Source organism: Blautia sp. BCRC 81119 (assembly GCF_003184505.1).
GTDB classification, from domain to species: domain Bacteria; phylum Bacillota; class Clostridia; order Lachnospirales; family Lachnospiraceae; genus Blautia_A; species Blautia_A fusiformis.
The window spans coordinates 62850-88131 of record NZ_QJHD01000006.1 but is presented as its reverse complement, the minus strand read 5'-3'; the positions used below and the strand labels follow the sequence as shown (position 1 = coordinate 88131).

The following is a 25282-nucleotide window of genomic DNA, read 5'->3' as shown; positions in this document are numbered from 1 at the left end:
CTTATTTCACTTCCAGATCCGCTGTGATCTCGTAATAATCACATGGATGAGCAGTCAGCCCTGATACATTTGACTTTGACACAAGTCCCATATTCAGATGAGAAACAAAGAAATACGCATCATCATCCAGAATGGTCTGCTGTGCTTCCACAGCAAGCTTGCTTCTCTCATCTGTATCAAAGGTCTCATGCAGCTTCGCTATGATATCATCAACATCCGAATTGCTGTATTTGCCATAATTTTTGGCAGCATCAGATACAACTGTACTTGTGAAGAAATATTCCGGATCGCCGGTAGGTGCAGTTGTAAGCGAACTTACATATACATCAAATTCTCCGTTCTTCGCATATGTCGCATGGTCTGCTGTATTGTTAACATTGACCTCAATTCCAATGTCCTTTAAAGTGGACTGTGCATATTCTGCAAGCTTAGGCTGTTCCAGACGGGTTGGATAGGTCAGCCATGTGATGGACAGCTTCTTTCCGTCCTTATCTGCATAGCCATCTCCATCCGTATCTGTCCATCCGGATTCTTCCAGAAGCTTTTTCGCCTCTTCCGGATCGTAGGACGGTGCTTTCACCGCATCGTTTCCATAGGAAAAGCTGCTTGGGAAGGCTCCCACTGCCGGAACACCTCGTCCCTCCATGATCACACTGCAGAAGCCATCCTTATCGATTCCCATCTCAATGGCTTTTCTCACATTCTGATCCTGCATCAGTTCAGATTTCATATTAAACTGTCCGAAGAAACAGCGGCTTGTTGCTACAGAGCTGATCTGATAGTCCGGATTTCCGTCAAAAAGTGCATAGTTATCATACTGAAGTCCATAGGTTCCCTGTATATCGCCTGTCTGCAATGCTGCTGTCAGGGCACTTCCATCTGAGAAGGATTTTACGATAACGTTGTCTGCCTTTACATCTCCGCCCCAGTAATCCTCGTTTTTTACCAGCTTGATCTCTGTTGGGGATACCTCTGTTGCAACATAGGGGCCTGTTCCTGCCACATTTGCAGAGCCACCCTCTCCCTGTACGCCATAATCCATATCAATGATGGCACCATACGGATCACCGAGATAATTGATCAGTGCCGGACATGGTTCGGAAGTATGGATCGTTACTGTCATTCCATCTGCTTCGATCTTATCGATCTTCATATCGTAAGGTGCACGGTCATGGTTTGCGATCAGATCCTCCAGGCACTCCTTCACCGCTTCTCCGTCCATGGTTCTTCCGCTGGAAAATTTCACACCGTCACGAAGAGTGATCTTTACTGTATTGTCGTCTGTAAATTCATAGTCTGTAGCAAGCCATGGCTCTAACTCCATGTTGTCATTGTACTTAAACAGTGTTTCTCCTACGCCATAACGAAGACAGCTCCATCCGGAATAATTGTCGTGAGGGTTTAATCCTGCATCTCCCATTTCTTCACTGTATCCGGTAGTTCCGTAAACAAAGGTAGTTCCTTCACTCTTTTCTTTGCTTTTTGCTGCTGCCGGAACTCCTGTCATGCTCATGACCATTGCCGCTGCAAGCACTGCTGCCAGAATCTTTTTCTTCATAATCTCTGCTCTCACTTTCTGTGTTATGTTTATTTATAAGTGCCTGTTATCCTCTTCTCCTGTTTCGTTCTTTCGGATCCATATAATCCCGGATCGTATCTCCCAGAAGATTAAAGATCATTACCGTAATAAAAATCGCCATTCCCGGCGCAAGTACCATCCACGGTGAAATCTGCAGCATACTTCTTCCATCGTTGATCATACTTCCCCATTCTGCCATTGGAGGCTTTACCCCAAGCCCGAGAAAGGAAAGTCCTGCCAGCTCCATCATCATGGTTCCGATGTCAAGAACTGACGTAACAAGTATGGGGCCTGCAATATTTGGAAGGATATGTTTGAGCAGAAGCTTTCCTGTACTGCTTCCGGAAAGCTTTGCCGCCATAAGATATGCAGAGTCCTTCTGAGTCAGCGTAAGCCCTCTGGCAAGTCTTGCAAACTTCGGCCAGCTGATCACCGCCAGGGCAATGATCGCATTTTGGATACCGCCTCCCAGAACACCTGCTACTGCCAGGGCAAATACCAGTCCCGGGAAAGCCAGGAACAGATCGGAGATACGCATCAGAACGGTATCGGCTTTGCCGCCCTTCCAGCCACAGAAAATACCAATAGCCGTTCCCACCACAGTGATCACCGCAACCAGGAGCAGCGTTGCATAAATACTGGTCGTGCTTCCTATGATCACACGGGAAAGCATATCTCTCCCATAACGGTCTGTCCCGAGCAGATGCTCCGGTCCCGGCGGTTTCTGGGCAAGTGCCAGATCCTGGGCATAAGGATCATAAGGACAGAGATATTTTGCAAATGCCGCTACAAACAGAAGCAATGCTGTGAGCACAAGAAAAAAGACAAGCTTTGCTTTTGTATGATTTTTCCGGATCTTCTGTTTCCGGACTGTGATATTATTTTTTCCACTCATGCTCTGTCACCTCCAAGTCGTACTCTCGGATCCAGATAGTGGTAAATAATATCTGTCACCAGATTTACCAGAACATAAATGACCGCCATCCATGCCACATAGGCCTGGATGATCGGATAGTCACGCATGGTGATCGCATCTACCGCCAGTTTTCCGACACCATCCCACATAAAGATATTTTCCACAATGGCAGTTCCTCCCAGAAGATTACCGATGGACAGCGCCAGCAGTGTGATGATCGTCAGCATGGAAGCCTTCATTACACTCTTCCAGATGATCACACGACTGCGGATTCCTCTTGCCCGGGCTCCGGTCACATAATCCTTATTCAGTTCTTCCAGAACCGTGGCACGCACCTGTCTGGTATATTTTGCAGCCATGGAGATCGCCAGTGTCAGTGTCGGCAGAATAATACTCTGTCCGAAATCTGCATTTGTGACTACCGGCAAAACGCCCAGCCTGATGGACAGAAAATACATCAGCACCATGGCAGCAAAAAAATTCGGCATGGAATTGCCGATAAAGCTTAAAAGTCTTATCAGATAATCTACCCATTTGTTGTGCTTTACTGCTGACAGGATTCCCAACGGGATCGCAAGAACAATTGTAAGAAGGACCGATGACAGAGTCAGCATCATCGTTGCCGGAAGCTTTGAAATAAAGGTTTCATAGACATCTCTGTGAGACACATAGCTCTCTCCCATATCTCCGGTTACCATTCCCGCAAACCAGGTAGCATATTGTACAAGGAATGGTTTATCAAGGCCATATTCCGCCTTTGCATTGTCAATGACCTCCTGGGATACTGCAGAGCCTGCATTTTCATACATATAGGTTACTGCATCTCCGCCGGCAAGCCGCATCATGGCAAAAGAAAGAAATGTGATCCCGATCAGGACCGGGATCAGCTGCAGCAACCGTTTTATTATATATTTTCTCATATTTTCCTCTCCGCACTTTGTTTCTCAGTATTTCGAATAACAAAAGTTTAACAACACGGCTGTTCTGCCACAACCCCGGCGGGGGGATTTTTCACATTCCATTTTGTCATACATATGTATTCCATTATGCTCTTATATTCTCACACAGTGACATGCGGATAATTCTTTCCAGCCCTCTCCAAGCGACTGTAGCTCTTCATACTCGATCAGCCTTCGTTTTCTCTCTTCCAGCGGATCCGGGATATGGATCGCAGAAAGCAGGGACTGTGTATAAGGATGCTGCGGATTCTCAAAAAGCTCTTTTGTAGGTGCCATTTCTACCAGCTTTCCGTTTTTCATCACACCTGTTGTATCGCTTAAAAAACGTACCATTGACAGATCATGGGCAATAAAAAGAAAAGAAAATCTTTTTTCCTGCTGAAGCTTTTTAAAAAGCATGACGATCTGTGCCTGGATAGAAATATCCAACGATGCGATCGGTTCATCCGCAATGATAAGACGTGGTTCCATGAGAAGGCTTCTTCCTATGGCAACTCTCTGTCTCTGTCCGCCGGAAAGCTCTCCCGGCTTTTTCGACAGAATGCTTTCATCCAGTCCTGTCTCCTTCAGGATTTCCCGAAGCCTGTTTTCCAGCATTTCTCTGTCACGGATCCTGCGGCTGATCTTTACAGGCTCCAGCATGATCTGCCGTATGCTCATTCGGGGATTCAGTGCAGCGCCCGAATCCTGAAAGATCATCTGGATCTCAGTCTGCATTTTCTTCCGCATTCCGAAAGGATCCTTTTTATCCGGCACTCTTTCTCCCTGATAAAAGATCTCCCCGCCTGTAGGCCGGTAGATTCCTGCAAGCGTTCTGGCTGTCGTGGATTTCCCGCAGCCGGTCTCACCCACCAGCGCCATGATCTCACCTTCCCGGATACTGAAGGAAACATCATCCACTGCATGGATCGTATAATCGGAACGGATACGGAAATGCTGCTTCAGATTTCTGGCTTCGATCAGTACAGGCGCCTGTTTCTGTTCTGTTTTCTGTAAAAATGACGCTTCCTTTTTATCCGGTTTCTGTTTACGACCGCTGTTTTCCTGTAATCTGTCCTTCAAAATGGAGGGCATTTCTATTTTTGGAGCTCTTTCATCCAGAAGCCATGTGGCTGCATAATGCGTATCACTGACTTTAAACATCGGAGGAGTCTGTTCATAATCGATTGCCAGCGCCTGGGGATTTCGAACGGCAAACGCATCTCCCGGCGGAGGATCCAAAAGAGAGGGCGGCATTCCGGGGATCGGATTCAGCTCCCCTTTTTCACCTGCAAATACAGGCAGAGAAGACAGAAGTCCCCAGGTATAAGGATGCCGGGGATCATAATAAACCTCTTCCGCTGTCCCGATCTCAATGATCTTTCCTGCATACATAACTGCAACTCTGTCTGCGATCCTTGCAACAGCTCCAAGATCATGAGATATGAACACAATACTGATCCCTGTTTTTTCTCTCAGCTCAAGAAGCAGATCCAGAATCTTTGCTTCCACGGTTGCATCCAGTGCTGTAGTCGCCTCATCGGCAAATAATATTTCCGGATCACAGGCCAGTGCAATAGCCAGAACACAACGCTGACGCATTCCACCGGAAAAAAAATGAGGCTGCAGGCCATAGCGCTGTTCTGCATCCGGAATTCCTACCAGCTTCAGCATTTCCACAGCTTTTTTTCTGGCCTCATCCCTGGATACTTTCTGATTTTTGATGATAGCCTCTGTGATCTGTTTGCCAACAGGGATCGTTGGATTCAGCGTCAGCATAGGGTCCTGGAACACCATGCTTACCTTACTTCCGCACAGCTTTTCCATTTTTTTTCTCTTATAAGCTGTGATATTCTCTCCGCAGAGACTGATCTCTCCGCTTTTTACATGTGCATTCGGTGGCAGAAGCTTCATCACACTACGGCACATAACGGTTTTTCCACATCCGGACTCACCTACGATACAAAGTATCTCTCCTTTTTTTACCGTGAGGTCAACATTCCGGACGGCCTGTACCTCGCCGTCCGGTGTGTCAAAGCTTACCGAATAGTTTTTTAATTCCAAAACGGTTTCCTGCATGATCTTTTCCTTATTTTGTAATGGTCCAGTCTTCAATATTCCACATAACACCTACGGAATGATGTCCCAGAACACGTGTGGTATCCAGTCCGTCAAGTCCGGAAACGCCTACATAATCTCCCTGGAGATAAGCAACCAGAAGGATACCAGGTGCCTCGGCGTATGCCTTTTCGAATTCACTGTAAGCCTCTTTTCTGGCTTCCTCAGTCTCACCGTGACGGCCTTCCTCAAGATATTTGTCCACATCTGCATTGGAATAATGCATGTTATTTCCACTTGCGTCGGTTACAAAGTTTACATATGCCATATCCGGGTCAAACTGTGTTGAATAACCTGCAAGGAATCCATTGTATCCTGCATCCCAGTCAAATTTGGTAACAAGCTTTACTTCCATTTCCACGCCAGCCTGCTTCAGCATATCAGACATGACATTGGCAATATCCACACGCTCTTCTTCGTAATCACGCACCTGGATGGTAAAGTGGAATTTCTGTCCGTTCCTCTCATAGATCCCATCATCACCTTTTTTCCATCCCAGCTCTTCCATCTTCTTTGCAAAGGTATCCAGATCATAGGAGTAGATATTAGCTTCCTTATCTGTTCCGAGAGGATTTCTCTGGATCGGGCTGTATGCCGCCTCTCCCTGTCCTGCAAGAACACCTGCAATAATGGAATCCTTATCCAGCGCATAATTCAGAACGCCGATGGAATCTCCGTTTTCCTTCCAGAAATCTGTGCTCATATCCATGGCAGCTCCACGGTAATCTGCTGTGGTGAACTCCCAGTAATTATATCCGTCCTTATCCTTGAACTGAGAAGCATAGTTGGAATTCAGCCATGCAAGATCCGCCTCGCCGGACTGGAGCATGGTTGCCTTTGTAGTCTCATCCGATACTGTACGGTATACAACGGTTTCAATATTCGGAACCTTTCCGTAATAATCTTCATTTCGTTTCAGTGTGATCATTCCGCCGGTAGCATCCCAGTCTTCAAATTTATAACGACCTGTTCCCACCGGATTCTGATTAAAGGATGTAGTATTCACATCCTCTCCTTCCAGAAGATGCTCAGGAAGGATTCCCATGGTAAAGTAATCCAGCATGGCAGCATCATACTGATCCAGTGTAAAGATCACAGTCTGATCATCCGGTGCCTCAATACTTGTAATGTCCTGGTAATTGCTGGTGATACTGGCTCCCAGAGTTTCATCCTCTGTAAGCTCCTTATAGGTGTATACAACATCCTCTGCATTGAAATCTTCTCCATCATGCCACTTAACACCATCTCGAAGCTTAAAAGTATAGGTATTGGTATCCTTGTCAAAGGTATAGCTCTCTGCAAGATCCTCTACCGGCTTTCCATTGGCATCATATTTCATCAGTCCTGAAAAAATAAGATCCGGAAGCTCATCATGGTTATTCAGAAGGGGATTGATCGTACTTTCTGACTCACCTGCATATACCAGAGTTTTGTTTTCTTCTGCCGCAGCTACGGTTACCACACTGCCTGCAGTTGCTCCTGTACATGCTGCGGTCACTGCTGCCAGTGTTATCGCCGCATATTTTCTTCCATAGTTGTTTCCTGTTCTCTTTTTCATTCTGTTTTCCTCATCTTTCCTTATTTTCAAACCGGTTATCCACACTTCGGAATGTTTTATCACGGTTTGCGTCCAAATATTTTTTCTGACTGCATCAGAGATTGCTGTAATGATTATTTACCTCACTTCTCACAAAGCTTCCCATACTGGTAATGCACATTAAAGTAATGACCAGAAAAACTCCCGGGATCACGATCACCCACCAGGTATTCATGATCAGTGCTTTATTTGCCAGCGAGAGCATACTTCCCCAGGAAACTACATCTGCCGGAAGCCCAAGGCCAAGAAAGCTTAAAGTAGATTCCATGGTAATACAGCTGCTTATCGAAGAGATCACCACAAACATGATCGCCGAAACAAAATTCGGTATCAGATGGTGATACATCACATATCCAAAACTTCCTCCACAAAGTCTTGCATACATCACATAATCACTGTTCCTTATCTGCCGCACTTCACTTCTTACAATACGTGCCAGTGCAAACCACCCGGTAATGCCGATGATCACAGATATGCTGATCACATCATCGGCCTGAATAACCGCAGACAGGATCAGGATCAGCAGAAGGGTCGGAATACTTCCGCACATTTCCGTAAACCGCATCATAACCGAATCCACCTTTGGACCTGCTGTTCCGCTGATGCATCCGTAGGTAACACCGACCAGGGTAATGATCGCCGCACCCAGAAGTCCGATCACCAGAGAAACCCTTCCGCCATACCAGATCAGTGAATAAATATCTCTTCCAAGCGAATCCGTTCCAAAGATAAATTCCTTTCCTGGTGGTGTATTCAGATTCTGGAGATAAAAACCTGAGGGATCATGATTTGCCACAACATTTGCAAATATACAGCCCAAAACGATCAGAAAAAGCAGGAACAGGGAAAATACCGGTTTCCCTTTCAGCTTTTCCCGAAATGTTTTTTTCCGTTTTTCAGATTCATACTGCTTCCACCCGGCACCGACTACCTGAAAAAGCTCAGCTTCTGAAAGTTTCCGGTCAGCTACCATACCCTCACCTCCGAATCCTTCATTCTTGGATCGATCTCTTCATTGACAGTCTGTGCAACAAAGCTGCTTAAAAATACGATAAATCCTGTGATCAGCACATCGATCATCAGCAGATTATAATCATGATATTTTGCAGATTCCACTGCAAGGTTTCCAATTCCCGCATAATTGAAAACAGCTTCCACAGTTACAGTTCCACCGGTTACATGGGGTACCGAAACTGCCATGATACTCACGATCGTCGGCATTACATTTCGAAGACAATGCTTCCACAGGATCTTTCTTTTGGAAAGTCCCTTGGATCTGGCAAGAAGTACATAATCCTTCCGCACCTCATCCAGGAATTTGTTACGTATCATATATGCGTAATACCAGAGATGGCTGAAGATCATTACTACCAGCGGAAGGATCATATGCTTCATACGATTGCCGATACTATCTGCCATTCCCACATCATAGGCACCGCTGCTTGGGAACCATCCAAGATTTACACTGAAGATCAGGATCAGTACCACACCAAGCCAGAAAGCCGGCACATAATAGGCTGCTGTTCCGATCTTGCAGATCAGCCGGTCGATCCACTGATCCTCATGGAGCGTACAGAATATGGCGATCAGAACTGCCAGTATAAAGATCACAATATAAGCAATTCCTCCCAGCACCAGAGTATTTCCGATCAGCGGTCTGATCACATTCATAACCGGCTGCCTGTATTTCAGCGACAATCCGAAATCACCATGGACCACGTTGGTAAACCACCTTACATACTGTACCCCGATCCCCTGATCCAGTCCCAGTCTCGTTCTGGCCGCAGCCACTTCCTCACTGGTCATCATTTCCAGGGAATCTCCGTAAAAGGACTGCAGGGGATCTCCCGGTGCCAGTCTCGCCAGCCAAAACACCACCACAGACAGCAGAAACATAACCACAGCAAGCAGAAGGATCCGTTTCAGGATCCGGATGACGAGTTTATTTTCTTTGTTCATAATTTTCCTTTCCCACTGCCCTTTACAGTTCAGACAGACATTCATATTTCAAAAGCAGTTATGGTATTCAAAACCATAACTGCTTTTGAAAGGGTCGTGTTATTATTCGACAAAACATTCGTATGCACAAATAGGAGTGCGCGGAGGTTATGTGCATCACAGTGTTTTTATATTCAGCACGCGGAGTGTGCTGCTGATATTATTTTATCATTTAACAGATTTCGGACAACCCCGGTACGGGGATATTGGACAGTCGGGTTTTGCATGGATATGTATTCCATATAAAAAACGGGACTTTTCTGTATCAGGAGCCTGTGTCCTGTGCAGAAAAATCCCGTCTGGTCTTTTGCTTTATTCTTTTATCACTTCCCGGAAATCTGAAGTCTTTCCTTCACGAATCCCAGAAAATCCTTTCCCTGTTCACTGAGCTCTTCACCTCTCCGGCAGATGCACCCGTAAACAAGTTTCTGGCCTTCTCCCGGAAATGTATATTTCACGGAGGAATATCCCGGATCACGGCCGGAAAGATCCGCACCACTGATATTACACAGCTCTCCGGAACCAAGAAGACGTTCCACGATATAATCACTGTTTGTTACGACTACAGTCTCTGCCTCCACTGCGGAATGACCGTTTTCCTCTACAAGATTCCGGTAATTATCCGGGGAAAATTCATCGGGAAATCTCTGGATCAGCCTGAGCTGGGACATATTAAAATCTTCCTCATCTGCCGTATCTGCTTTCCCTTTCCCGGTATAAATATTTACCTCGGTTTCCGTCAGCAGCTCAAATTCCAGGTAATTCCGGGAAAGAAAATACTGGAACGCTGCCAGCTGATTCTGCATCACATAGGCGAATCCCATATCGTCCTGTCTGGCTTTTACACGTTTTATGATCTCATGAGTATCTGCTGCGTAAACCTGATAATGAAGATCATCGCACTTATGTGCTTCATAATACGTTACGAAGGTATCCGCAAACCAGGAGCTGGGATGAAAGCATACACACAGGCTGCTTTTTGCAAGTGGCTGTGCCTGCATTTCCAGTTCATCTATATTTTCCAGGATCCTCTGCACATGGATATATGCACGTTCTCCTTCCGGTGTCAGCTCTATGCCCTTTGTATGACGGACAAACAGCTGAGTACGCATATCGTCTTCCATGGAACGGATCACCTTGCTTACATTTGACTGCGTGGTAAAAAGCAGCTCTGCAGCCTGGCTGAAGGAGCCTGTTTTGACACAGGCCGCAAAATACTGGATCTGTTTGATATTCAGCATGCTCCTACCTCGTTTTCTTCGCAAAGATCAAAAACATCGGGGTCGGATTATAAAACTTGTCTTTTTCTGTATAAATACGTTTGCTGATACCAAGATCAAAGGAAAATTCTTCCACACCTGTACGGCTCAGCGTTTCCAGATCCCAGGCCGGACGCAGAAAAGAGCTGATAGGCAACTGCCGCTTAATATCCTCACATTCCTGCATCAGTTCATCCTGGATCTGATGATGGGCATGATTCTCCGGAAGATCCGCAGTGTCCGCAAAGTCTGCTGCCCCGTAATTTGCATCCAGATTTATCATCACTCCGCCCGGTTTCAGTACGCGGAACCATTCCTGATAAGCATGCTCCGCGTCCGGAAGTGTCCAGGTAAGATTCCGGGATACGATCACGTCAAATTCCTCATCCGGAAAATCCGGAGCTTCTGCATCCATCACCATAAACCGGCAGTCTGCTTTTTCTTCCTCAGCCAGCTCCTTTGCATGAGTGATCATATCCGGCGTCAGATCGATCCCGGTTACCTGATGGCCTTCCTTTGCAAGAAGAATGGTAAAAAATCCGGTTCCGCAGCCTACATCCAGGATCCTGAGATTCTTTTTCTCCGGCAGATACTTCTTAAGCTCAGCCATCCAGCGGCCTGCAAGTGCACTGTGAAGCTCTGCTCTTCTCTGTTCCAGAAAGCTGTCGCTGCGCCTGGTCCAGTACTGAGCGATCCTTGTTTTCCGCTCGTCTTTTTCTCTTACGATATTTCCGTAAGTGATCACAGGGCCGCCTTCCACAACCTGAAGGCTTGATACCTGATAAAGGATCACACCATCCATGTCTGCGCGACAGATTTCCTGGACATTTCCCTCATAATCACGGATTTCTCCGAGATACTCATCCTGATGAACGATATCGCCTGGTTTCTTGACCGGGTACCAGAGACCGTTGACACTGGCACACTGGTAACGTACGTCATCCATCTTCAGAGGATAATAGGTGCTGTGGGAGCGGATTCCTCTGTAGGCCCCAATGCTGCAGAGAATATTCCGCACATCCCGGCGCATGGAATCCACTTCCTCCCGCTGCCAGGTTCCCATACATCCCCTTTCCAGAAGCACAGCCGGAATATCGCAGGTACTTGCCGCATAATTATAGGCGCCGCCTGTACTCACATTTGACTGTACCATATATGGGACATCAACCTGCTCTGCCATTTTTCGGGAGGCTTCCACGATCTCCGGCTTTGCCACGCCTGCAAAATATACATACGGAGTCAGCTCCTCATAATCGTCACCACCGTGAAGATCGATATAATAATCCGCCTTCCGGATCAGGGATTCTGTGATAGCTGCCGCCAGACGTTCCATTTTTGTTCCGTCCTTTTTGCCCGGGAAAACACGGTTCAGATTTTTTCCGTCTTCCCAACTGATGCTGCCTGCACGCTTCTCAAAGTCTTCCCGGTTCAGCACCTTTACCAGAACCAGCTGGCCCTTTACCTTTTCCGGCTTCAGCCGCTTCGACAGCTCGATCAGAGTCTGGATTCCCACATACTCTCCTGCATGAAGACCTGCTGTGACGAGAACGGTTTTTCCCGGATCTTTTCCACGGATGATGGTTGCCGGAAGGACAAATTCTCCATCTCCGAGCTCAAGAAAGCCTTCTGTTTTTTCTCCTGCCGCAACCGGAAGATTCAGGAAATGATCCGGTTTCACACCGGTTACCATAAACATCGGTGTGGACTGATAATTCAGTCTTTCTTCCTCACTCCAGACCGTTTTCCATATTTCTGTGTCTGTGCGGATTCCAAGAAGTCCTGCTTCTCTGAGAGTTTTTACATCCCAACGGGGACGGCTGATCTTTGACAGCGGTACCTGGAGGGCAATCCGTTCCATGCGCTCAATATCCGTACAGAGATAGTGATCATCCAGGCTGTTGTTTTCCACATTTTTCCGGTCGTTTTCGTAGGCCTTACGCTGCTCTTCCTCATAAAGATAGCCGTACCAGTTGGCATCAAAATTCAGAAGCCTTCCTCCTGCCTTCAGTACACGGACCCACTCTCTGTAAGCAACATCAGGATGCTCCAGATTCCAGGTAAGATTTCGTGAAATGACTACGTCAAAGGTATTATCCTCAAAATCCAGCTTCTGTGCATCCATCCTCCAAAAACGGATGTTCCGGCAAAGATCTCCCGCATTTTCCTTTGCCTTTTCCAGCATTCCTTCCGTATAATCTACTGCATCTACATGATATCCGGCTTCTGCCAGGATCACAGGAAAAAATCCGGGGCCTGTTCCGATATCCAGGATACGGATCTCTTCCTTGGGCTTGTCCGGAAACTGACTGGTCAGCACCTTAAGCCATGCGTTTTTCTGCGTTCCTGCAAGCTCTTTATGATTCACTTCGGAGTACCCTTCTGTACGGGTGCTCCAGTAAGATTCGATTTCATCGAGAAGTTTTTCCACGTTGATTCCTCCGCACTTTTCTATTCACGTGAGGGAAATCAGGTCCCCCCACAGGTCACGTTTAATGTACCAAATTGTCAGGGTATTAACAAGCCCCTGGGGGGGATTCCCCACATTGCTCTGCCGATAAAATTTCCGAATGCCAAACACTGCTTCCGTACTCCTGTCCACCTTGTAATTCTCCGAATGCTGTGGTATCATCCTGGCTGTAGTAGTTCAGTAATATAACCGAAATTGAAAGGATGGTTCATATACAAATGACAACACAGGAACTGGCCTATGAAGTTATCAGCCGTTTAAAAAAGGAATATCCTGATGCAGACTGTACACTGGATTATGATGATGCCTGGAAGCTTCTTGTAAGTGTCCGTCTGGCAGCTCAGTGCACCGATGCCCGGGTCAATGTAGTAGTTCAGGATCTCTATGCAAAATACCCGGATGTGGCAGCCCTGGCAGCTGCAGAGCCGGAAGCGATCGAAGCCATTGTACGTCCCTGCGGCCTTGGAAAAAGCAAAGCCCGGGATATCAGCGCCTGTATGCGCATTCTCCACGAACAGTATCACGACAAGGTACCGGAAGACTTTAACGCACTTCTGAAGCTTCCCGGTGTGGGCCGAAAAAGCGCAAACCTGATCATGGGTGACGTATTCGGCAAGCCTGCCATTGTAACAGATACTCACTGTATCCGCCTTTCCAACCGCATCGGCCTTGTCCATGACATGAAGGATCCGAAAAAGGTGGAAATGGCTCTCTGGAAGATCATCCCTCCGGAAGAAGGCAATGATCTCTGCCACCGTCTTGTCAATCATGGAAGAGAAGTCTGTACAGCGCGGACAAAACCTTACTGTGACCGCTGCTGTCTCAATGATATCTGCGAAAAAAATGGGATTTGAATGTATGCAGTTCAATAAACCTTCAGACCCCGGAAAGGAAAAACATAATGAATTTCAAAAAACTGGAAAATAATCTCCTGGATATGATCCAGGAACAACAGGTAAAGATCGGATACATGAGCGGAGTTACCCGTTTTTATTATCCGCTGCAGTCTCTGAACCGCCTTCTTGGCACAGAGCTTACGGAAGAAGAAATGCAGCATGCAATGGAAAAATTCTCAGATTATGCCTGTGACCGTCTTGGAAAAGTAACGGCTTCTTCCAAAAACGGACGTTTCTGCATCACCCTGCCGCCTCAGGCCTCGGACTACGTTCACGAAAACCGAAAGCCAAGTGAATTTCTGGTACGCTTTATAGGCACAGTTGCCCGTCATGGCTGTACTCTGGATGAAGTGATGGACGTTTTTCATGCTTATTCTGACCATGTACACGTAGAAAAAACAACCGGAACCGGATTTGATTATCTTGTATATTTCGAAGACGGGATCCCAGATGACTACCGGTATTGTCTGTCCCTGGAGGGTGAGCATATGATCTATCATAAGTTTACACCGGAGGACTATGAAGATTTCGGATTCTGATCTTAGAACACCGGACAAGTTTCCACCCACTGCTTATTGCTTTTCGCAACCCTGCAGGAGATTTCCTGGATTTGATTAAAAAACCGCCGGTCTGCAGACAGATCGTAAAGCGGACATTCGCAATCCGCTTCGCTACTTGCTCATGAACGCAGTCGCTTCGCGATCTGCGTTCAAAAAATCCTCTGCAGATCGACGGTTGTTTTTATTTTCTATGCCCGGAACTTCTTCTGCATCTCCCGCACCATATCTTTCCTCTTAAACAGAAACAGCCATACCAGCATCAGGAAACTGACGCATATGCAGATCAGCGACGGATACAGCACCGTCACCACACCGGCAACCAACAGGATCACAGGAATCACTCCTCCGAAAGCTCCTGCTTCCAGAAGATAGATCATATACTCCGCCACCTCCAGCTTCTGTACCGCAGTGATCACCCACATGGAGCAGATCACAGCAAGCGCAGCCAGAGGAAGCAGATAATCCACAGACCAGCCACGCCAGCCAGTAAACACATCCCAAAGCACTCCTGCAACAGCTGCGATCACCAGCTGCCACATCTCATTCTTTAGGAGATTCCTCCGCTTCACATAAGCCACTGAAACCATCAGCCAGGTGCAGAACGCCCCTGCAGTCACAAACCAGGCCCAGCCTATATGACCATCCAGCAGATAATTGATCAGATTACATACCACAGCCAGCACAATACACAGAAATGTAAAGCTTTCAAAAATCTTCATCTGCTGCTTCTGCTCCTCTTTCTGTCCCGGAAGATCATTCTCCCGAATTGTACAGGACACCTGCTCATTTTTCAGTCTCTCCACAAAATTCCGCTCAATATTTCCATTGGGGATCTTGGACGTAAAACTTAAAACCATCTCATCTCCAAAAGAACAGGAACACAGCTGCAGACTATCCGTGCTTGCAAAAAGTCCGAATCTCTGAATATATTTCCGATATTCCTCCGGCATCCGGATGATCCCCACATTGGAATAGATCGCCGTGATTGACCTTCCTCCCAGAGTTGTCCCGGCAAGAAGAAACGGGGTTTTGATCTCCAGTGGTACCAGACGCAGGATCGGATTCTTCTCCAGGCTTACCAGATCATTCAGCTTTGCTTCGATCACGTCCTTACTCAGTTCCTTTGCAAACTGCTCCTTTACGGATTTCAAAATATCCTCAAAGGCTGTATCAGACTGAAAATAACAGCTGATCTCAATCCATCCGAAAAAATTTGCCATAGACCGGGATGGAAAATAATTTCTCAAATTTACCGGGATCATCAGACCAATGGGCTTTTTCGCCTGATTCTGAGGCACTTCTTCATGGATCGCCCAGATAAGTGTTGCCGTAAGAAAAACCGTGATCGACACACCGGCCGCTTTTGCACGGGCGTGGATCTCTTTTACCGGAATACAGACTTCCGTGATACTCATATCCTCCTGCCTGAGCTTCTCACCTTTTAGCTGGAAGGCAGGCTTCTTGGACTCTCTCTTTCTTGGCGCATCGGAGGAATAATACTGAGAAAAACTGTCCTCCTCCATATCCCTGCCCGTAATGTTCTCATCCGGAAAAAGCTCCGGGAGCTCTGCGGATGGGTGCGTCTCCTGAAGATAATTTTTCACCAGTTCCATCAGAAAATGCATGGCTCCCGTTCCATCCGTCAGCGCATGAAACACCTCGAAATTGATCCTGTTCTTATAATAGCTCACCCGAAAAAGAAGCGTTTTTTTGTCCGGAATATAAAGTCCGCTGCAGGGTGCCCCTGCTTCTTTCTTTACCACTGCCGGAATATCACGTCTCTCCAGATAAAACCAGAACAGTCCCTTTCTTAAAACTGCACGGAAAAGAGGATATTTTTCCAGTGTCCTCTCCAGGGCTTCCTGCAGTGTTTCTTCTTTTATCTCTTCTTTCAGTTCACAGTAAAAACGAAATACCCTGGTGTCATTCTTTCCTGTCACCGCCGGGAACGCCAGCGCCGCATTGTCAAGTTTTCTCCACTGTGCATATTCGTTCTTCATGATGCTTTCCTTCTTCCTGTTCCTCTGTTTCCAGAAAACAATTTACATATGCAAAGCTCTCCTGCACATGCAGAAATTTGATTCCCAGTGCAAAATACCCATGAAACGCACCTGCGATCCTGTGCACTTCCACACGATTTCCCGCTTCCTTCAGCTTTTCACCAAATGCCTCTCCTTCATCTCGAAGAGGATCGAACTCAGCGGTAAGTATCAGTGTATCCGGCATATTTCGAAGATCCTTCTCCAGGATCGGCGCAAAATATGGATTCCTCCTGTCTTCCGGACAACTCTCATAGAGTTTCAGATAATCTTCCATCTTCTCTGCTGTGAGAAGATAGCCGGTTCCGTTTGTTTTTACGGATTCAAAGGGAGAGTCTTCCGTATAACAGTTGTTCAGTGCCGGATAAATAAGGATCTGTTTTTTCGGAAAAAATTCTCCGCGGTCTCTGGCCATCATACATACAGCCGCTGCCAGATTTCCGCCTGCACTATCTCCCATAATGGTGATACGATCCGGATCCGTATTCAGAAGAAAACGATTGGTGTAAAAAATCTTCGCAGCTGCATAACAATCCATCAGTCCCACCGGGAAACGGTATTCCGGTGCCAGCCTGTATTCAACAGACGCCACGATCTGACCGGTAGACTGTGCCATTCTGGCACAAACCCGCTGATAATTCTCTACACTTTCCGTAACCCAGCCACCACCATGGAAAAACAGGATCACCGGTGGTTTTTTTCCGGAGGCGGCACCGTTTTCCATGTCCTCTTCTGTTGGAAAAAACAGACGGATCGGCACTTTATAGTCTCCGTTATAAACTTCCGCATCCAGTGTCCTGTAAAAGATCCTCATAGGATCCATCTTCTTAAGATCTGCCAGCTTTCTGGAAGCCTCCACTTCGATCCCGCCATAGGAAAGAGCATGGAGCACTGTCCGCACGGCACGTGGCATAGCAGTTTCTCTCCCGGTCGGAATGCCCGGAACTATGACCGGGCGGCTTCTTCTGTTTTCTTTTCTTGTATAGATATATTTTGTTTCTGTTCCATATCTTCCAGGAATGCAGACTTGTTTCACGCAGGTACGTCTGTAGGCAATCCTCTTCAGAATCTCATGATCTGTACGGATGATCACTTCCGTTCCCTTATAGCCCCGGATATAATATCTGTTTTCTTTCTTTTTTATACGTGGTTGTCTCAATCGCAGTAAATATTTTCTGATTACTTTTTCCTCCGTGGATTTTTCCTTTATTTTCACCTATGATAGCATCCGCAGTCTATGAGTACAAGTCATAGTAAAAAATATACTGCTGCATGATCCCACGCATTCCTCTGTATCTGCGGTTGGGAAATCCTCTTTTGTAATGCACGTCCATGACCTGACGGATGTGGGTATCTATGGGAAATGCATCCATATGATGCAGTGCAAACAGGCAGATACACTCAGCTACCTTTTCTCCCACACCACAGAGCTTCATCAGCTCCTTCTTTGCCTGATGGTAACGCATATTATAGATTTTTTCCAGAGAGATCTGGCCGGATGCAATGGTCCTGGCCGTTACTGCGATATATTTTGCCCGGTATCCCAGGCCGCATCCTCTTAACTCCTCTTCCGTTGCCTGACTCAGCGCCTCTACAGTCGGAAAAGCGTAGTATTCCACACCTGCAGATGAAATTTTTCGCTCTCCGTATTTCCGGCAGATGGTTTCGATACATTTGCGGATACGCTTGATATTGTTCTGCTGAGATATCAGAAACGTAACGATCATTTCCCAGAGATCCTGTCTTAATATCCGTATCCCGTCTCCTGCCTTTATTGCGGCACCCAGATATTTATCCCGTGAATTAGCCGCATTCATGTAAGCTTCATAATCCGTATCCAGATCAAAATAAAGCACCCAGTAACAGATAAACTCCTCCTGAGAGCAGCAAAAATCCACCACTCCGTCTTTCTGATGCATTTCCAGATACTGGTCTCCCGCCATCATGGAAAAATGTCCGTCTCCAAGCTTTTTCATCCGGAAACACTGTCCGGAATCGCATATTTTATCAAGGCTGAAATGTTCCAGTTCTACTGTGATCATGTCTGTTCCTCTCGTAAATATTTTTCCTTATATAATGTCCTGTATTCTCTTGGTGTCATCCGGTACCGTTCCCGGAATACCCGGTTAAAAGTCCTCTGACTTTCAAATCCCGCATTCATACAGATATCCGTAATACTTTCATCACTACATTCCAGATGGATCGTCACATAATTCAGTCGCTGCTCATTGAGAAACTGATTGAAATTCCGGTGAAAGGTTCCGGAAAAAACTCTGGACAATGCGAACCTGCTGATGCCCAGATCTCTGGCCATCCGATCCAGAGACATCTCCCTCTTCCATATGAGAAAGCTCCTGTCCCATACCAAGCTCCAGAGTTCCCTCTGTGATATAGATAAACTCTATGGAGTTATGAAGATGGGGTGAAGCATGGGCTGAGGTCCGCAGATGAATATGGAGATTCTTCTTTTTTTCTTCGTATACTGGAAACATAGATTTTTCTCTCCGCAATATTTGACTACTTTTTCTGTGTTTTTGGCACGTAATATTTCCGAGAGTTTATTATAATGCATTTGTAAGTTAAAGAAAAGAGGAGGAAAACAAAATGAAAAAAATCATAGAATTTATCAAATATGCGATCAAATGCTACATGGAGATCAATGCAAGAAATCCATACTTCCGCTAAGAAGATCCACAATAATATCTGAGGTCACGGATATTTTGTGTGGACCATGCGCATGAAAAAACTGAATAAGGATCAATAAATGACTTGTGCGAAAATAATATCACCTGGCATCATGAAGTATCTCCAAAGCCCGTTTATATCTTCCATGCAGCCGTGATATCTGTTCAGCAGACATATTTTCGCAGTCAGAAAGACGTGTTACATCAGAATTGTGGAGCAGATCAGCCTGCTTCACTTTTTTTGCGATCGGATTTTTCCGAAGATTCCGGATATAATCAAAATAATTCATATTCTTATCTCTTGTAAGACAACGTAACGCCTCCACAACCTCTTCCGGAAATTCTCCGGTAAGATCCTCAAATGTGATCTCTGTATCTTCTATCACATCGTGCAGAAGTGCCGTACATACACTGAGTTCATCATCCATTTGCTCCGCTACATGAAATGGATGAAAGATATAAGGTGTCCCGCTTCGATCTGTCTGTCCATGATGTGCCTCGTATGCCACCTTCATAGCTTTTTTCGTCAAAGCTGTATAAATCATAGCTGTGCCCCCCGTCAGGTCTTTCGAACCCCCGTTCATACTCTGTATTACACAGTATAGCATCTATATTTCCTACATACAAGGATAAAAAGTTTTATATATCTATCATTTTTACTTATATACGACAATTTTCTGATTATAATATCCTCAAAACTCTGCTGTTCTTGTTACTTTTCACTGGTAATGTTCCGCGAGGTGTTTTTTGTGAGCGAAGGTCACAGAAAACCCGAGACATACCGCGCGAATTTATGCGATCAGCATAAATTCTGTGCATCGCGAAGCGTGTTACTGAGAACGGAGTGAACAGTGACCTTATTTGGATCTTTCGTTCGGTCATGAACTCGCTTGCCCTCATTCTGAAATTGGTATATACTTATTTTGGTCAGGTAAAACTATTCATATTCGTGGTATTACACGGGTCACTTCATTTTAAAAAAGAAAGGAATCTTACCTATGAAATTTATATATCCCGCAGTTTTCCGTCCCACAGAGGACAAAAAATACAATGCTTTTTTCCCGGATCTTGCCTGCTGTGAAGCCAACGGTGACACGCTGGATGATGCCATCGAAAATGCCAATGCAGCTGCATACGACTGGATCTACACAGAGCTTATGGAATTTGAGGGAAAGCTTCCTCCGGTTTCCGATGAGAGCGATCTGGAGCTTCAGGAGGGAGACGTTGTCCGCAATATCTCTGTAAATATCCGCTTCCAGGATGGCTGGGACGAATAAACTCTCATATCACAAAAACAAAGGCGACATTTAATATTATTTTCAATAAATGTCCGTGTTGAAAATGCCTGTTATGCAAAAAGCATCCGGATCGGTAATTGTCCTTTATTACCGATCCGGATGCTTTTATTATACGTTTCTTTATTGTTCATGATACTGTCTGAAAAATTTACGCAGTCCGTCCAGTGCTTTTACCAGCACTTCTGTCTCATTCTCATTCAGCTCTGCGATCACCGCTTCTGTCATCTGCCTGTGAAACTCCGCATGATGATGATATGCCATACGTCCCTTATTTGTAAGCTGGATAAATACCACACGCCGGTCCTTCTCACTTCGTTCTCTCTTCACATAGCCTTTTTTTACAAGACTGTTCATAGATGTTGTGAGGGAGCCTACAGTGATCTTAAGCTTAGCTGCAATGGAGGACATGTTCCCTCCTCCAAGACCTACAGCCTCGATAATGTGCATATCATTGTTGGAAATATCTTTATATTTATCTGTGATGATGGCTTCCTCCTCCAGTCGGAGGATCTCATTGAACAGATTCACCAGCACGTCATTTATAACTTCCCGATTGTCCACTCTACCCGCTCCTGTTTCTCCGGAGTAAAAAGGCTTCTCCGGTTCTCTGTTTATGAAGCCATCGTAACATAAATATGGCATTTTTTCCACTGGATTTTTACTTTGCGGGATACAAAATCACTGCACTTATTGCTTCTACATTTTCCGGAAACGTTCATAGCGATGTTCCAGAAGCTTCTCCGACTCTTCTTCGCCATATTTCTCAAGAAAATCCGCAATTCCGTTTTCCAGATAACCTGCAATATCATTTATGTTCTCACGGCTTACAGGCTCTGCTTCCGGGATCACATGCTCGATCATCCCCATCTGGTAAAGGTCTGCAGCTGTGAGCTTCATCACTGCTGCTGCTTCCTTCGCCTTTTTGCTGTCTTTCCAGAGAATGGAGGCAAAGCCCTCCGGGGACAGGATGGAATAAACGGAATGCTCCAGCATCCATACCTCATCTGCCACAGCCAGGGCAAGGGCACCTCCGCTTCCACCTTCACCGATCACAACGGAAAGCACCGGCACTGTGAGACCTGCCAGTGTATAGAGATTTTTAGCAATGGCTTCACCCTGTCCACGTTCCTCTGCTTCTAACCCGCAGAATGCACCTGGTGTATCTACAAGACAGATCACCGGACGGTGAAATTTCTCTGCCTGCTGCATCAGACGCAGGGATTTCCAGTACCCCTCCGGAGAAACCATTCCGAAATTCCGGACAATGTTTTCCTTTGTACCCTCTCCTTTTTCCTGTGCAAGAACAGTTACCGGCTGTCCGTGGAAAAGTGCCACACCACCGATCACTGCCGGATCATCACCACAGTGACGGTCTCCGTGAAATTCCATGAAATCGTCAAAAAGTGCTTCGATGTAATCCTTTCCTGTAGGGCGTGTTTTGGCTCTGGCAAGCTGGACATGTTCCCAGGGAGTGAAATCTCCGGATGGGGCGAAGTCCGGCCAGATCGTATTATCTTCCTCAACAGTTTCCATTGATTCCTTATTGTCAGGATTGAGCCTGTTTTTAATGTCTGTATTATCGGACTGTACATTATTCAGGACTTTATTTTGATGCAATCTCAGAATATCTGCCAATACGATCCTCTGCTCCTCACGCTTTACGATCTTGTCCACAAAGCCGTGTTCCAGAAGAAATTCAGCTCTCTGGAAGCCTTTGGGAAGCTTTTGCCCGATGGTCTGTTCGATCACTCTGGGACCAGCAAAACCGATCAGCGCTTTCGGCTCTGCCAGGATAATATCTCCCAGCATGGCAAAGCTTGCAGTCACACCGCCTGTTGTCGGATCTGTGAGGACCGGCACATAGAGAAGTCCGGCATCGCTGTGCTTCCGAATTGCCATACTGGTTTTTGCCATCTGCATCAGAGATACCAGGCCCTCCTGCATTCTGGCACCGCCGGAACAGATATAGAGGATTACCGGCAGTTTCTCCTCTGTGGCACGTTCAAAAGCCCGGGTGATCTTTTCTCCCACGACTTCTCCCATACTGGACATCATGAAACGGCAGTCACAGACACCAAGTGCCACAGGTATCCCTTTTATAGTACACTTTCCGGTAACTACAGCCTCATCAAGCCCTGTCTTTTCACGAAGCCCCTGAAGCTTTTCTTCATAGCCTCTGTACTGAAGGGGATTCTGTTCTTCCATGTGAGCATCCCACTCCACAAAGCTCTTTCTGTCTGCGATCATTTTGATTCGACGGTAAGCGGGTACATGGAAATAATTTCCGCAGTGGGGACAGATGTATTGATTCTGCTTTACCTCGTCTACAAAAACCGCCGCTTTGCAGGCGTTGCATTTACGCATCAGGTTATTCGGCACCTCCGGAGTGTTTTCCTGTTCCTCACCCCGGATATCCCTGACTGTTTTTTTGAACATGTGCTTAATTCTCATTGATCTTCACTCCCGCAATGATATGGCTGGCAAGAAAGCCAGTGTCAAAGTTTCCGGACTGATAATCCTCATCTTTCAGGATTTCGTACTGATAGTCAATATTTGTATCGATTCCGTCAATGATCACCTCACCAAGAGCGCTCTGCATTTTTGCAATGGCTTCTTTCCGGTTACCTGCATGAACGATCAGCTTCGCAAGCATGGAATCATAATAAGGCGGGATCTTACAGCCGTTATACACACAGGTATCCACACGGATCCCGTTTCCTCCCGGAAAATGCGCTCCCTGGATAGTTCCCGGCGAAGGACGAAAATTTTTCTGAGGATTTTCAGCATTGATCCTGCACTCAATGGCGTGTCCCTGGATCCGGACATCCTCCTGAGCAATCTCAAGAGGCATTCCGGAAGCGATCTTCAGCTGCTCCTTTACAAGATCGATCCCTGTCACCCACTCTGTCACCGGATGCTCCACCTGGATCCTTGTATTCATTTCCATAAACCAGAATTTTCCATCCGGTTCCAGAAGGAATTCGATCGTTCCCGCATTTACATAACCGGCTGCTTTCGCCGCCGTCACCGCCGCATGACCCATTTTTTCTCTTAATTCCGAAGAAACTGCAGCACTTGGAGATTCCTCGATCATCTTCTGATGATTCCTCTGGATGGAGCAGTCACGCTCTCCCAGATGGATCACATTTCCGAAGCTGTCTGCAAGGATCTGAAACTCAATATGTCTCGGATTTACCACGAAATGTTCAATATACATAGTACCGTCGCCAAAAGCGATCTCAGACTCTTTTCTGGCAGTTGCATAGGCTTCCGGAAATTCCTCCGGTGTATTTGCCACACGCATGCCTTTTCCGCCGCCGCCAAGAGCTGCCTTGATGATCACCGGATAACCGATTCTCTCGGCTTCCTTAAGACCGGTTTCAATATCCTCCACATCCCCTTCGCTGCCCGGAACTACCGGAACACCAGCTGCGATCATAGTGCTTCTTGCAATTTTTTTGTTGCCAAGCATGCGGATGACCTTTGATGGCGGACCCACAAATGTGATCCCGCATTTTTCACAGAGCTCCGCAAATCTGGCATTTTCAGAAAGAAAGCCAAATCCCGGATGAATGGCATCCGCACCGGAAACCATGGTTGCGCTGATGATCTGTTCCATATTCAGATAACTCTGTGCAGATGGCCCCGGTCCGATACAGATTGCTTCGTCCGCCAGCTGTGTGTGAAGGCTTTCCTCATCTGCCTCAGAATAAACCGCCACTGTGGCAATTCCCATTTCTCTGCAGGCACGGATAATACGCACCGCGATCTCGCCTCTGTTGGCGATCAGTAACTTTCGAATCATACAATCACCTTACCCGATCATAAATGTAAGCTCTGCCTCTACGGCAACCTCTCCATCCACAGATGCCACTGCAGAACCAATGCCTACAGGACCCTTTCTGCGGATGATCTTTGTTTCAAGACGGAGCTTGTCTCCCGGAGCTACCTTTCTGCGGAATTTACACTTATTGATGCCTCCGAAATAAGCGGTTTTTCCCTTCATATCCTCCAGGGAAAGAATGGCTACCGCCCCCACCTGTGCCAGCGCTTCTACCATCAGAACACCCGGCATTACCGGCTCCTGGGGAAAATGTCCCCGGAAAAAATCCTCGCGGAAGGTCACACATTTATATCCGACAGCAAATTCACCCGGCTCATAATCTTCAATATAGTCCACAAGCAGAAACGGATGTCTGTGTGGAATGATCTCCTCGATCTGTTTTACATCAAGATGCTTCATTCTCTGTCCTCCTGTAAAATCCCGGAGAAAACCACCGATCACATGATCTGCATTCTTTTTCCCCGGAATACTCTCTCTTATTCTCTGATTCTGATCTGAAGGTACTTATCGGATACGGAAAAGCTTCTGACCGTATTCTACCGGCTGTCCGTTCTCCACATAGATCTCTGCGATCTCGCCGTCAAAATCACTTTCGATCTCATTCATCAGCTTCATAGCTTCCACGATTGCAAGAACCTGGCCTTTTTTTACCTTGTCTCCCACCTGAACGTAAGGCGGAAGATCCTGGGACGGTGCAGCATAGAAGGTTCCTACCAGCGGAGATGTTACCAGGCTGCCTGTCTGATCTTCCTCACTCTGTGGTACGGTTTCCGACTGCTCAGTACCTTTCACTCCCTGTGCTTCTGCCACAGTTTTTCCTGTCACTGTCACTGCCATTTCATCTGTTGAAGCCGGTACCACAGGATCTTTGCCTGCCACCGGTGCTGTATTCACTGCCCTGCGGACTTTTCCACCGGTCATTCCTACTGCCGGAATGTTTTCCACAGTTTCTCCCATAACCCCCTGGATGATCTGTGGCTTTCCATGCTCCATACTTAAGGTCAGATCTGCTGTCTCATATGTAAAGGCAGTAAGCTCTGATGCAGATACGTGATCGATCAGTTCAAGAATCTGGTTAAATTCCATAGC

At 46.4% G+C, this 25282-nt stretch carries 21 protein-coding genes and 1 pseudogene; 3 read left to right on the top strand and 19 right to left on the bottom strand.

What is annotated here, in order from left to right:
- Position 1: 1 nt before the first annotated feature.
- From DMI82_RS05270 to DMI82_RS05230, 9 genes are all read right to left on the bottom strand, one after another.
- Entirely contained in the window at positions 2 to 1558 is a 1557-nt protein-coding gene (locus DMI82_RS05270; RefSeq protein WP_110102742.1) for an ABC transporter substrate-binding protein, read from the bottom strand.
- A gap of 46 nt (positions 1559 to 1604) precedes the next feature.
- Positions 1605 to 2474, bottom strand: a complete 870-nt coding sequence (gene nikC / locus DMI82_RS05265; protein WP_110102741.1) for a nickel transporter permease — start codon at positions 2472 to 2474, stop codon at positions 1605 to 1607.
- Positions 2471 to 3415 (bottom strand): nickel ABC transporter permease, encoded by a 945-nt coding sequence (nikB, locus tag DMI82_RS05260; protein ID WP_110102740.1) that lies wholly within the window; start codon positions 3413 to 3415, stop codon positions 2471 to 2473. The genes nikC and nikB overlap by 4 nt, the downstream gene beginning before the upstream one ends.
- A 132-nt stretch (positions 3416 to 3547) precedes the next feature.
- Positions 3548 to 5497, bottom strand: coding sequence for a dipeptide ABC transporter ATP-binding protein (locus DMI82_RS20440; protein ID WP_270485909.1), 1950 nt, complete (start codon positions 5495 to 5497; stop codon positions 3548 to 3550).
- Between the two features lie 25 nt (positions 5498 to 5522).
- Positions 5523 to 7109 carry an ABC transporter substrate-binding protein gene (locus DMI82_RS05250; RefSeq protein ID WP_110102738.1) on the bottom strand — a complete coding sequence of 529 codons (1587 nt, stop codon included), beginning with the start codon at positions 7107 to 7109 and terminating at the stop codon, positions 5523 to 5525.
- 94 nt (positions 7110 to 7203) lie between these two features.
- Positions 7204 to 8121: an ABC transporter permease gene (locus tag DMI82_RS05245; protein ID WP_110102737.1), complete on the bottom strand. Its 918-nt coding sequence runs from the start codon at positions 8119 to 8121 to the stop codon at positions 7204 to 7206.
- Positions 8115 to 9107, bottom strand: a complete 993-nt coding sequence (locus DMI82_RS05240; RefSeq protein WP_110102736.1) for an ABC transporter permease — start codon at positions 9105 to 9107, stop codon at positions 8115 to 8117. The genes DMI82_RS05245 and DMI82_RS05240 overlap by 7 nt, the downstream gene beginning before the upstream one ends.
- Before the next feature lie 362 nt (positions 9108 to 9469).
- Positions 9470 to 10387, bottom strand: coding sequence for a LysR family transcriptional regulator (locus DMI82_RS05235; RefSeq protein ID WP_110102735.1), 918 nt, complete (start codon positions 10385 to 10387; stop codon positions 9470 to 9472).
- 4 nt (positions 10388 to 10391) lie between these two features.
- Entirely contained in the window at positions 10392 to 12833 is a 2442-nt protein-coding gene (locus tag DMI82_RS05230; protein ID WP_110102734.1) for a methyltransferase domain-containing protein, read from the bottom strand.
- A gap of 257 nt (positions 12834 to 13090) precedes the next feature.
- Here DMI82_RS05230 and DMI82_RS05225 point away from each other — a divergent pair, with 257 nt between their 5' ends.
- Positions 13091 to 13726 carry an endonuclease III domain-containing protein gene (locus DMI82_RS05225; RefSeq protein ID WP_022427162.1) on the top strand — a complete coding sequence of 212 codons (636 nt, stop codon included), beginning with the start codon at positions 13091 to 13093 and terminating at the stop codon, positions 13724 to 13726.
- A gap of 47 nt (positions 13727 to 13773) precedes the next feature.
- On the top strand, positions 13774 to 14307 hold the full coding sequence (locus tag DMI82_RS05220; RefSeq protein WP_110102733.1) for a DUF3877 family protein: 534 nt from the start codon (positions 13774 to 13776) through the stop codon (positions 14305 to 14307).
- A 209-nt stretch (positions 14308 to 14516) separates the two neighbouring features.
- Here the strand turns inward: DMI82_RS05220 and DMI82_RS05215 are convergent, their stop codons facing one another.
- From DMI82_RS05215 to DMI82_RS05195, 5 genes and pseudogenes are all read right to left on the bottom strand, one after another.
- Positions 14517 to 16328 (bottom strand): DUF6320 domain-containing protein, encoded by a 1812-nt coding sequence (locus tag DMI82_RS05215; RefSeq protein ID WP_110102732.1) that lies wholly within the window; start codon positions 16326 to 16328, stop codon positions 14517 to 14519.
- Positions 16294 to 17583 (bottom strand): alpha/beta hydrolase, encoded by a 1290-nt coding sequence (locus tag DMI82_RS05210; RefSeq protein ID WP_330409202.1) that lies wholly within the window; start codon positions 17581 to 17583, stop codon positions 16294 to 16296. The genes DMI82_RS05215 and DMI82_RS05210 overlap by 35 nt, the downstream gene beginning before the upstream one ends.
- 19 nt (positions 17584 to 17602) lie before the next feature.
- Entirely contained in the window at positions 17603 to 18409 is an 807-nt protein-coding gene (locus DMI82_RS05205; RefSeq protein ID WP_110102731.1) for a DNA-3-methyladenine glycosylase family protein, read from the bottom strand.
- Positions 18406 to 18708 (bottom strand): annotated as a pseudogene (locus DMI82_RS20645) (helix-turn-helix transcriptional regulator); the annotation flags it as partial. The gene DMI82_RS05205 and the pseudogene DMI82_RS20645, both read right to left, overlap by 4 nt.
- Before the next feature lie 444 nt (positions 18709 to 19152).
- Positions 19153 to 19596 (bottom strand): HD domain-containing protein, encoded by a 444-nt coding sequence (locus tag DMI82_RS05195; RefSeq protein ID WP_110102730.1) that lies wholly within the window; start codon positions 19594 to 19596, stop codon positions 19153 to 19155.
- A 453-nt stretch (positions 19597 to 20049) separates the two neighbouring features.
- Here DMI82_RS05195 and DMI82_RS05190 point away from each other — a divergent pair, with 453 nt between their 5' ends.
- Entirely contained in the window at positions 20050 to 20328 is a 279-nt protein-coding gene (locus DMI82_RS05190) for a type II toxin-antitoxin system HicB family antitoxin (protein WP_015525547.1), read from the top strand.
- Between the two features lie 141 nt (positions 20329 to 20469).
- Here the strand turns inward: DMI82_RS05190 and DMI82_RS05185 are convergent, their stop codons facing one another.
- The 5 genes from DMI82_RS05185 to accB all read right to left on the bottom strand — a co-directional run bounded on the left by DMI82_RS05185 (position 20470) and on the right by accB (position 25279).
- Positions 20470 to 20910: a MarR family winged helix-turn-helix transcriptional regulator gene (locus tag DMI82_RS05185; RefSeq protein ID WP_022427168.1), complete on the bottom strand. Its 441-nt coding sequence runs from the start codon at positions 20908 to 20910 to the stop codon at positions 20470 to 20472.
- Between the two features lie 135 nt (positions 20911 to 21045).
- Positions 21046 to 22800: an acetyl-CoA carboxylase carboxyltransferase subunit alpha gene (locus tag DMI82_RS05180; protein ID WP_110102728.1), complete on the bottom strand. Its 1755-nt coding sequence runs from the start codon at positions 22798 to 22800 to the stop codon at positions 21046 to 21048.
- Complete coding sequence (locus tag DMI82_RS05175; protein ID WP_021652778.1) at positions 22790 to 24154, bottom strand: acetyl-CoA carboxylase biotin carboxylase subunit; 1365 nt, start codon at positions 24152 to 24154, stop codon at positions 22790 to 22792. Before DMI82_RS05175 ends, DMI82_RS05180 begins: the two co-directional genes overlap by 11 nt.
- A 9-nt stretch (positions 24155 to 24163) precedes the next feature.
- The gene (fabZ, locus tag DMI82_RS05170; protein WP_015525544.1) at positions 24164 to 24592 is read right to left on the bottom strand and encodes a 3-hydroxyacyl-ACP dehydratase FabZ; all 429 of its coding nucleotides are present in this window, start codon (positions 24590 to 24592) and stop codon (positions 24164 to 24166) included.
- 105 nt (positions 24593 to 24697) lie between these two features.
- On the bottom strand, positions 24698 to 25279 hold the full coding sequence (accB, locus tag DMI82_RS05165) for an acetyl-CoA carboxylase biotin carboxyl carrier protein (RefSeq protein WP_110102727.1): 582 nt from the start codon (positions 25277 to 25279) through the stop codon (positions 24698 to 24700).
- Between the last annotated feature and the right edge of the window lie 3 nt (positions 25280 to 25282).